General features: G+C 41.1%; 9 protein-coding genes and 11 tRNA genes. 19 read left to right on the forward strand and 1 reads right to left on the reverse strand.

Going from position 1 to position 8,117, the window contains the following annotated elements; translation table 11 throughout:
* The first annotated feature begins 1 nt into the window (after window position 1).
* The 7 genes from CDZ88_RS16465 (at window position 2) to CDZ88_RS16495 (ending at window position 5,977) form a co-directional block, all read left to right on the forward strand.
* A complete protein-coding gene (locus CDZ88_RS16465; protein ID WP_100374537.1) occupies window positions 2–415 on the forward strand; it encodes an anti-sigma regulatory factor in 414 nt (137 codons plus the stop codon).
* Window positions 416–433: 18 nt separating this feature from the next.
* Window positions 434–1,447 (forward strand): PP2C family protein-serine/threonine phosphatase, encoded by a 1,014-nt coding sequence (locus tag CDZ88_RS16470; protein WP_100374538.1) that lies wholly within the window; start codon window positions 434–436, stop codon window positions 1,445–1,447.
* A gap of 59 nt (window positions 1,448–1,506) precedes the next feature.
* Window positions 1,507–1,839 carry an STAS domain-containing protein gene (locus CDZ88_RS16475; protein ID WP_100374539.1) on the forward strand — a complete coding sequence of 111 codons (333 nt, stop codon included), beginning with the start codon at window positions 1,507–1,509 and terminating at the stop codon, window positions 1,837–1,839.
* Complete coding sequence (rsbW, locus tag CDZ88_RS16480) at window positions 1,836–2,324, forward strand: anti-sigma B factor RsbW (RefSeq protein ID WP_100374540.1); 489 nt, start codon at window positions 1,836–1,838, stop codon at window positions 2,322–2,324. The genes CDZ88_RS16475 and rsbW overlap by 4 nt, the downstream gene beginning before the upstream one ends.
* Window positions 2,284–3,069 carry an RNA polymerase sigma factor SigB gene (gene sigB, locus CDZ88_RS16485; protein ID WP_100374541.1) on the forward strand — a complete coding sequence of 262 codons (786 nt, stop codon included), beginning with the start codon at window positions 2,284–2,286 and terminating at the stop codon, window positions 3,067–3,069. The genes rsbW and sigB overlap by 41 nt, the downstream gene beginning before the upstream one ends.
* Entirely contained in the window at window positions 3,069–3,668 is a 600-nt protein-coding gene (locus CDZ88_RS16490; RefSeq protein ID WP_100374542.1) for a PP2C family serine/threonine-protein phosphatase, read from the forward strand. The genes sigB and CDZ88_RS16490 overlap by 1 nt, the downstream gene beginning before the upstream one ends.
* 128 nt (window positions 3,669–3,796) lie before the next feature.
* Window positions 3,797–5,977 (forward strand): Tex family protein, encoded by a 2,181-nt coding sequence (locus CDZ88_RS16495; RefSeq protein ID WP_100374543.1) that lies wholly within the window; start codon window positions 3,797–3,799, stop codon window positions 5,975–5,977.
* Between the two features lie 73 nt (window positions 5,978–6,050).
* Here CDZ88_RS16495 and cmpA read toward each other — a convergent pair whose 3' ends face one another.
* Window positions 6,051–6,179 carry a cortex morphogenetic protein CmpA gene (cmpA, locus tag CDZ88_RS16500; protein ID WP_100374544.1) on the reverse strand — a complete coding sequence of 43 codons (129 nt, stop codon included), beginning with the start codon at window positions 6,177–6,179 and terminating at the stop codon, window positions 6,051–6,053.
* 97 nt (window positions 6,180–6,276) lie between these two features.
* Between cmpA and CDZ88_RS16505 the strand changes: the two genes are divergently transcribed.
* The 12 genes from CDZ88_RS16505 to CDZ88_RS16560 all read left to right on the forward strand — a co-directional run bounded on the left by CDZ88_RS16505 (window position 6,277) and on the right by CDZ88_RS16560 (window position 7,941).
* Complete coding sequence (locus tag CDZ88_RS16505; RefSeq protein WP_100374740.1) at window positions 6,277–6,729, forward strand: SprT family protein; 453 nt, start codon at window positions 6,277–6,279, stop codon at window positions 6,727–6,729.
* A gap of 155 nt (window positions 6,730–6,884) precedes the next feature.
* Window positions 6,885–6,959, forward strand: a tRNA-Asn gene (locus CDZ88_RS16510).
* Between the two features lies 1 nt (window position 6,960).
* Window positions 6,961–7,051, forward strand: a tRNA-Ser gene (locus CDZ88_RS16515).
* Between the two features lie 19 nt (window positions 7,052–7,070).
* Window positions 7,071–7,145 (forward strand) — tRNA-Glu (locus CDZ88_RS16520).
* Window positions 7,146–7,174: 29 nt separating this feature from the next.
* Window positions 7,175–7,250, forward strand: a tRNA-Val gene (locus tag CDZ88_RS16525).
* A gap of 3 nt (window positions 7,251–7,253) precedes the next feature.
* Window positions 7,254–7,330, forward strand: a tRNA-Asp gene (locus tag CDZ88_RS16530).
* A gap of 21 nt (window positions 7,331–7,351) precedes the next feature.
* Window positions 7,352–7,433, forward strand: a tRNA-Leu gene (locus CDZ88_RS16535).
* Between the two features lie 40 nt (window positions 7,434–7,473).
* Window positions 7,474–7,560 (forward strand) — tRNA-Leu (locus tag CDZ88_RS16540).
* Window positions 7,561–7,564: 4 nt separating this feature from the next.
* Window positions 7,565–7,641 (forward strand) — tRNA-Arg (locus CDZ88_RS16545).
* Window positions 7,642–7,657: 16 nt separating this feature from the next.
* Window positions 7,658–7,734: transfer RNA gene (locus tag CDZ88_RS16550), tRNA-Pro, on the forward strand.
* Window positions 7,735–7,748: 14 nt separating this feature from the next.
* A tRNA-Gly gene (locus tag CDZ88_RS16555) sits at window positions 7,749–7,822 on the forward strand.
* 42 nt (window positions 7,823–7,864) lie between these two features.
* Window positions 7,865–7,941 (forward strand) — tRNA-Ile (locus tag CDZ88_RS16560).
* Window positions 7,942–8,117 lie beyond the last annotated feature (176 nt).

Below are 8,117 nucleotides of genomic sequence, written 5' to 3' on the forward strand. Positions count from 1 at the left end.
GATGGAAGCCCAATCCTGTGTTGAGGTTAAGAATGAATGGGGGATTGTAGCTGCTAGACAAGCAGGCCGCACTCTCTCGAAAGAAATCGGGTTTGGGAATGTCGACCAAGCACGAATTACAACAGCGATCTCAGAGTTAGCGCGTAATATCTATTTATACGCTCAACGTGGAGAGATTTGCTTGGAGCGTATTGAAGGACCTTCAAAAACTGGTGTGATTAAGGGGATTAAAGTCATCGCTAGGGATCAAGGTCCGGGGATTTCAGACATTAGACAAGTGATGGTAGATGGATATACGACCTCAAGCGGTATGGGGGCAGGTCTGCCAGGTGTAAGACGATTAATGGATGAATTTTCGATCGAATCAGTTGTAGGAGAAGGGACCGTCATTACTTCGACCAAATGGCTTCGGTAAAAGGAGGACAGGGCAACAGTGGATCATACTGTTCAAAAACTAGAAGAAACGTATAAAAAGATACTACAAACCTTTTTACACGATAAGAGTGAACAAGGTTTATATGAAGCACAACAATTCAGCAAACTTTTACTCGAACACCAAATTTCTCCTGAGGAACTAGTAAGTATTCACCGTTCGATCTTAGAAGAGTTATTTCCGGATGTTTCAAATGAAGTGCAAGATTCATTCGAGTTACTGTTAGAGGTCATGATGGGATATGGACTTGCTCATCGTGCGCATCAAAGTTTACGAGATCGGCAGAGGGAACTTGAATCTGAAATCGATGTCGCTGCGAACATGCAGCAGACGTTACTACCAAAAGAGGTACCAATGACGGATGAGCTAGATATCGGTGTCATTAGTGTGCCAGCAACTAAGATGAGTGGAGATTATTACCACTTTGTTCGCGATGAGTTTGGGAAAATTGGATTCGCCATTGCAGATATCATTGGAAAGGGCGTTCCGGCTGCATTATGTATGTCAATGATCAAATACGCTATGGATAGTTTGCCAGAGCAACGATTAAGTCCTGGTGATCTTCTTGAGAACTTAAACCGTGTTGTCGAGCAAAATGTTGATGATAGTATGTTTATTACGATGATGTACGGGGCATATGATACAAGCACACATGAATTTCATTTTTCAGGTGCTGGTCATGAACCTGGATTCTATTATTCAGCTAGTACTGATCAATTTGATGAGCTCTATGCAAAAGGGCTTGTTTTAGGAGTGTCACGACACACGAAATTCCGTGAATACCATAAGAATGTTGAGCTGGGAGATATTATCGTCTTTCTCTCTGATGGAGTAACGGAATGTCGAGTGGGTGATGATTTTATTGAACGGGACGAAATAATACAAATGATTCGATCGTATATGCACTTAAATGCTCAAGAAATGGTAGAACATGTATATGGAGAATTGGCGAAATTACAAAACTTCATTTTAAAAGATGATTTCACACTAATCATCTTGCGTCGAAGTGTTTAAAATAGCTGTCGTTGTGGTATGTATAAAGTAATGCAGCGTGATACTAGGAGGAGATTAACATGAATTTAGAAATTACCCATAAATCATTAGATAATAAAGAGTTTGTATCTGTAACTGGAGAAATTGATGCTTACACAGCTCCTAAATTACGCGAGGCACTAACGCCACTTGCACAGCAAGAGAATAAACGCATTGTCGTAGAGATGTCGAATGTGCAATACATTGATAGTACAGGACTTGGTATTTTTGTAGGGATCCTGAAGTTGGCAGATGCAAACGGCGGATCATTAGTATTAACTGGAGTGACTGACCGAGTGTATCGTTTGTTCGCGATCACAGGGTTAGATGAAGTAATTGAGATTGAACAAAGCGAAGGGGAGGAAGCGAAATGACGGAACACCAAGTTGACAACATCGAGATGAAGGTCCCTGCTAAACCTGAATTTGTAGGGATTATACGTTTGACTGTTTCTGGAATCGCCAATCGTCTAGGATTTACGTATGATGATATTGAAGATATTAAGATTGCTGTTGCAGAAGCATGTACGAACGTGGTAAATCATGCTTATGAGGGTGAAGGATTAATATCGACTTCGTTTATATTACATGAAGACAGAATGGAGATTGTCATAGCTGATGAGGGTCAAAGTTTTGATGCTGTAGGCACTCGAAATCAATTAGGACCGTTAGACGCGAATAAACCAGTGGGCGATCTGAAAGTAGGTGGATTAGGTCTTTTCCTCATTAACACTTTAATGGACAAAGTGGAGATTAATGATGAATCTGGAGTTGTCTTAAGGATGACGAAGTTTATTCACGGAGATGAGGTGGAGCCTAATGTCGATGGAATCTCTTCAACACAACTCGAAAAAAGATAAGGTTTATGAATGGATCGATCGCTATCAAACCGATGGAGATGAGGAAGTTCAAGTAAATCTTGTTAAGCATTATGAAGGGTTAGTCCGATCTCTCTCAAGGAAATTTTCAAGAGGGAGAGAATATGATGAAGACCTTTTCCAAGTTGGAATGGTTGGATTACTGGCAGCAATGAAACGTTACGATAGTGAGTTTGGTCGTAGTTTTGAATCATTTGCTGTTCCAACGATCGTCGGTGAGATTAAGCGATTTATCCGAGATAAAACTTGGAGTGTCCACGTTCCAAGAAGGATAAAAGAATTAGGTCCTAAAATAAAAAAAGCTGTAGATACATTAACAAATGAGTTAAATCGCTCTCCGCTAGTTCATGAAATTGCTACGTATCTCGAGGTAACCGAAGAAGAAGTACTTGAGACGATGGAGATGAGCAAAAGTTATCAAGCCCTTTCTGTTGATCGCTCGCTTGAGGCCGATCAAGAAGGTGGAGAGGTAACGTTACTTGAGTTAGTTGGTAATGAAGATCCTGGGTTTGAGCGTACGGACCAACAAATGCTTCTTGATAAAGCTTTCCAAGTTTTAAACGAACGTGAACAAGAAATTTTGCAACTGACTTATTATGAAAATATGAGTCAAAAGGATGCTGGTGTGAAGTTAGGTATTTCTCAAATGCATGTATCAAGGTTGCAAAGAAGAGCTTTAGAAAAATTGCGTGAATCAATTAAAATAGAGCCTTCGGAGATATTATAATGGTTTCTGTTTATGAACAAAAAAGTGTAGAGATTGTCGTTGTGGAACAAGCGAAGCCTGGTAATATTCATTCTGGTGATGCACATGTTGTGATTCAAGAAGATAATTATACAATTTGTGCAGTTGTAGATGGCCTTGGAAGTGGAGTAGAAGCTTCTGAATCTGCATTAGCAGCTATAGATGTTATTGAGAATTATCATAGAGAAGGTGTGCAAGACATTGTTAATCGTTGTAATAAGGTGATGGTTAACAAACGTGGCATTGTGATGACGATTTTAAAGTTTGACTTCATAAAGAGGGAGTTGACGTACAGTAATGTCGGTAATATAACTTTTGTGTTATATCAACCAGACGGTACTAGAGTGCAACCGATCCCAATGCGAGGGTATTTATCAGGTCGCAAAAACAATATTACAAGTAAAAACATTCGCTACCAAGAAGGTAGTGCATTCATGTTGTATTCAGACGGAGTGAAAATTCCGTTTACTAAGAATATGTTACTTTCGATGCATTCTCCAAAAGAGGATGTAAAAAAAATGTTAACAGATGGCAGCTTCGAAGTGGACGATGTCACACTATTAGTAGGTAAATTAGCATAAACCTCCCTATTGGAAGAGGGGTTTATGCTTTTTTATGTAGATGACGATTATTGCGGTCATTGTTAGAGGTTTGTTCGAATGTGGTATGATAAAAGGCAAATAATGTGATAGTGAAAGGGTTGAAGTGAATGAGTGAATTTAGTCAAAATCTTATCAAAATGATCGAGCAAGAAATGTCTGTAAATGCTAAGTACATTCATAACTTGATAAACTTAGTAGAAGAAGGGAATACAGTCCCGTTTATTGCTCGTTATCGTAAAGAGTTAACAGGATCACTAGACGAAGTGCAGATTCGTACGATCGTAGAGAAGTGGGAATATGCGAATCATCTTCATGCGCGTAAAGAAGAGGTGACACGCTTAATAGATGAGCAAGGCAAGTTGTCGGAAGAACTCACGAAAAAAATTCAAGCAGCAAGCAAGCTTCAAGAAGTAGAAGATCTTTATAGACCATTTAAACAAAAGAGAAGAACTAGAGCGACTGTGGCTAAAGAGAAGGGACTTGAACCTCTGGCGCAATGGCTTTTTTCATTACCGAACACAGGACTTGTGCGTGAAGAGGTTAAGAAGTATATAAATGATGAAAAAGAACTCGTCGATGAAGAGCAAGTGCTCTCTGGAGCTCGTGATATTATTGCTGAATGGATATCAGATGATGCAGACTTACGCAAGTTGATTCGAGCTCGAGCTTTTAAGCAAGGGAAAATCATCACAGTGGTGAAAGATAAGGCGTCTGATGAGAAGGAAAATTATGAGATGTATTACGAGTACTCAGAAACGGTTCGGCAAATTGTTCCTCACCGTATCTTAGCGATAAATCGTGGAGAAAAAGAGGGAGTGTTGAAGGTGACGCTTGATTTTCAAGCGGAGCAGGTGGTTGCAGAAATCGAAAGACGTGTAATGCGTCAGTCGGGGCAGTCACCCACAGCTGAATATGTTAAGCTGGCCATTCAAGATGGTTATAAGCGTTTAATTGAGCCTTCGATTGACCGAGATATCCGGAACGAGCTAACAACAAAGGCTGAAGAACAGGCGATACATATCTTCTCAGAAAACTTAAGAAACTTATTGTTGCAACCTCCGATGAAAGATAAAATTGTTCTTGGGGTCGACCCAGCCTACCGAACAGGTTGTAAGTTAGCTGTTGTAGATGGGACGGGGAAAGTGTTAGATATTGGGATTGTTTATCCAACGCCACCAAGGAATGAAGTCGAGAAAGCTGCAATGAAAATTAAGCAGCTGATAAAAAAGCATAGTGTTGAAATGATTGCGATAGGGAATGGAACGGCATCTCGAGAGACTGAGCAATTCATAGCCGATCTTATTAAGGACTTGCCGGGCTCAATTTACTATTTGATTGTTAATGAAGCAGGCGCAAGCGTGTATTCGGCTTCTGATTTAGGGAGAGAAGAATTTCCGCAATACCAGGTAGAAGAACGGAGTGCTGTATCAATTGCCAGAAGACTTCAAGACCCGTTAGCAGAATTGGTGAAAATCGATCCCAAATCAGTCGGAGTTGGGCAGTATCAACATGATGTAGCACAAAAGCGGTTATCCGAATCGTTAACTTTTGTCGTAGAGACTGTTGTTAACCAAGTAGGAGTCAATGTTAATACGGCTTCTGTTTCATTACTACAGTATGTTGCTGGCTTATCAAAAACTGTTGCAAGAAATATTGTGAAGCGTAGAGAAGAAGAAGGCCGTTTTACCAATCGGACTCAATTAAAAAAGGTTCCAAGACTTGGTGCAAAAACATATGAGCAATGTATCGGCTTCTTGCGAGTTCAAGAGGGGGTAAACCCACTTGATGCTACAGCTATTCACCCCGAAACCTACAAGGAAACAGAGCGTTTGCTTGAGAAGGTAGAAGCAACAAAGAAAGATGTAGGAAAAGTTGGGTTGAGTGAAAAGCTTAAACAGATCGATGTGGCGCGTATTGCCGAAGAGCTTGAGCTTGGGAAGCCTACTGTTGCAGATATCGTTGAAACCCTTATAAGACCAACAAGAGATCCACGTGATGAAGTGACAAAGCCACTCTTAAAACAAGGGGTTCTTCAGTTAGACGATTTAACTAGAGGCATGGAGCTCCAAGGAACGGTTAGAAATGTGGTAGACTTCGGTGCGTTTGTTGACATTGGTGTGAAGCAAGATGGTTTGGTTCATATATCGAAATTAACAAACCGATTTGTGAAACACCCACTTGAGGTAGTTGCTGTAGGAGAAATTGTTACAGTTTGGGTTGAAGATGTTGATTCGAAAAAAGGTCGTGTGGCCCTAACTATGCTACAACCAGCTGCACAACCAATATAATGAGTAAAAGAAAAGCTGCGTTTATTAAACGCAGCTTTTTCCTATAATTAAATGACTATCTATAAGGATGTAACTAACCAAGATGTTTATCTATATCTTCTCTGCTCTGGTAGTAGAACCAACATTGATTTAATAGCTTTATTTGATGGCGATTTTGTTCTTTAAATGCACGCTGAAGTTGTGTGCGTAACCATGTGGGCATATGTCCCAACTCCTTCATGATTGTGATAGTATATTTAGTATATGTGGTGGAGTTTGTCAATGTTGATTATATTTTGACGAGGAGGTGCGTGGAACAAGTGAGTGAAGATGAACTACAAAGACTAGTGGAGAAAATATCTAAGCGAGATTTCAACAAACCATTTATGCATGAGGCGAGATTTAACCCTCGTTTAAAAACAACAGGAGGGAGATATTTGTTACAATCGCACGATATTGAATTGAACCCTAAACAATATGAAGTATTTGGTCATAATGAACTTGTAAAGATTATTAAACACGAACTGTGTCATTACCATCTTCATATCGAAGGAAGAGGATATATGCATCGTGATCCTGAATTTAAAGCATTGCTAAGTGAGGTTGGTGGCTCAAGATATTGCAAAGCGATACCTGGAATGAGCAAACAATTGAATTCTTCATATACATACGAATGTCAAGATTGTCACTTGATCTATCGGAGAAAGAGACAGATAAATACTGAAAAATATGTATGTGGGAAATGCAAAGGGAAACTTCAGAAAAAAATCTAAAGAAACTATTGATTATTTCTTTTAGGCTGTGATATATTATAGAAGTCGCTGAGAGGTACAGACATTCCACTCACTGTTAATAAAGTTTTCCTAAAAAAAGATATTGACTTCTAGAAAGTGTTCAAGTATAATTTTTAAAGTCAGCAACGAATTATTCCACAGTAGCTCAGTGGTAGAGCAATCGGCTGTTAACCGATCGGTCGTAGGTTCGAGTCCTACCTGTGGAGCCACGGAGAAGTACCCAAGTGGCTGAAGGGGCGCCCCTGCTAAGGGTGTAGGTCGCGCAAGCGGCGCGAGGGTTCAAATCCCTCCTTCTCCGCCAGTAACTTCCCTATAAAAAAGGCCCGTTGGTCAAGTGGTTAAGACACCGCCCTTTCACGGCGGTATCACGGGTTCGAATCCCGTACGGGTCACCAAAAAATCATTATGTAAGTTACCAGTTTACGGAGGATTAGCTCAGCTGGGAGAGCACCTGCCTTACAAGCAGGGGGTCGGCGGTTCGAGCCCGTCATCCTCCACCATATGGTCCGGTAGTTCAGTTGGTTAGAATGCCTGCCTGTCACGCAGGAGGTCGCGGGTTCGAGTCCCGTCCGGACCGCCATTTTATTTGAAAGTTTCATATGCGGGTGTGGCGGAATTGGCAGACGCGCTAGACTTAGGATCTAGTGTCTTATGACGTGGGGGTTCGACTCCCTTCACCCGCATTTTTAACCTTAAAGGTATAGATTTCATAGCATACATTCAGCGGTTGTGGCGGAATGGCAGACGCGCTAGGTTGAGGGCCTAGTGGGGGATAACCCCGTGGAGGTTCGACTCCTCTCAACCGCACCAATTGGCGCCCTTAGCTCAGCTGGATAGAGTGTTTGACTACGAATCAAAAGGTCGGGAGTTCGAATCTCTCAGGGCGCACCATTTAAAGGTATAGTATCGGGAAGTGGCTCAGCTTGGTAGAGCACCTGGTTTGGGACCAGGGGGTCGCAGGTTCAAATCCTGTCTTCCCGACCATTTAATTTTCATATGCGGGTGTAGTTTAGTGGTAAAACCTCAGCCTTCCAAGCTGATGATGTGAGTTCGATTCTCATCACCCGCTCCAATAAAATATTGGTGGGACGTGCTTTTTTTATTGCCTTTTTTAGGGCCTGTAGCTCAGCTGGTTAGAGCGCACGCCTGATAAGCGTGAGGTCGGTGGTTCGAGTCCACTCAGGCCCACCATGAATTCCTTTAAAAACTTCTTGACGCTATGTAATATGGCTGATAAGATTGTTAAGTCGCTAACAACGACACAACAAAAACGTTCTTTGAAAACTGAACAAAAGCCAAGCGAAAAAAATGAGATACATGATATCTCGTCAATGTTTTATTTTGAGCAATCAAACACTTTTATGGAG

It is taken from the genome of Bacillus sp. FJAT-45037 (genome assembly GCF_002797325.1).
Taxonomy (GTDB): domain Bacteria; phylum Bacillota; class Bacilli; order Bacillales; family Bacillaceae_D; genus Alkalihalophilus.

Coding starts and splice junctions, on each gene's coding strand:
- sigB (WP_100374541.1), top strand. CDS start 2,284: ATGTCGATGGAATCTCTTCAACACAACTCGAAAAAAGATAAGGTTTAT.
- rsbW (WP_100374540.1), top strand. CDS start 1,836: ATGACGGAACACCAAGTTGACAACATCGAGATGAAGGTCCCTGCTAAA.
- CDZ88_RS16490 (WP_100374542.1), top strand. CDS start 3,069: ATGGTTTCTGTTTATGAACAAAAAAGTGTAGAGATTGTCGTTGTGGAA.
- CDZ88_RS16495 (WP_100374543.1), top strand. CDS start 3,797: ATGAGTGAATTTAGTCAAAATCTTATCAAAATGATCGAGCAAGAAATG.
- CDZ88_RS16475 (WP_100374539.1), top strand. CDS start 1,507: ATGAATTTAGAAATTACCCATAAATCATTAGATAATAAAGAGTTTGTA.
- cmpA (WP_100374544.1), bottom strand. CDS start 6,179: ATGCCCACATGGTTACGCACACAACTTCAGCGTGCATTTAAAGAACAA.
- CDZ88_RS16465 (WP_100374537.1), top strand. CDS start 2: ATGGAAGCCCAATCCTGTGTTGAGGTTAAGAATGAATGGGGGATTGTA.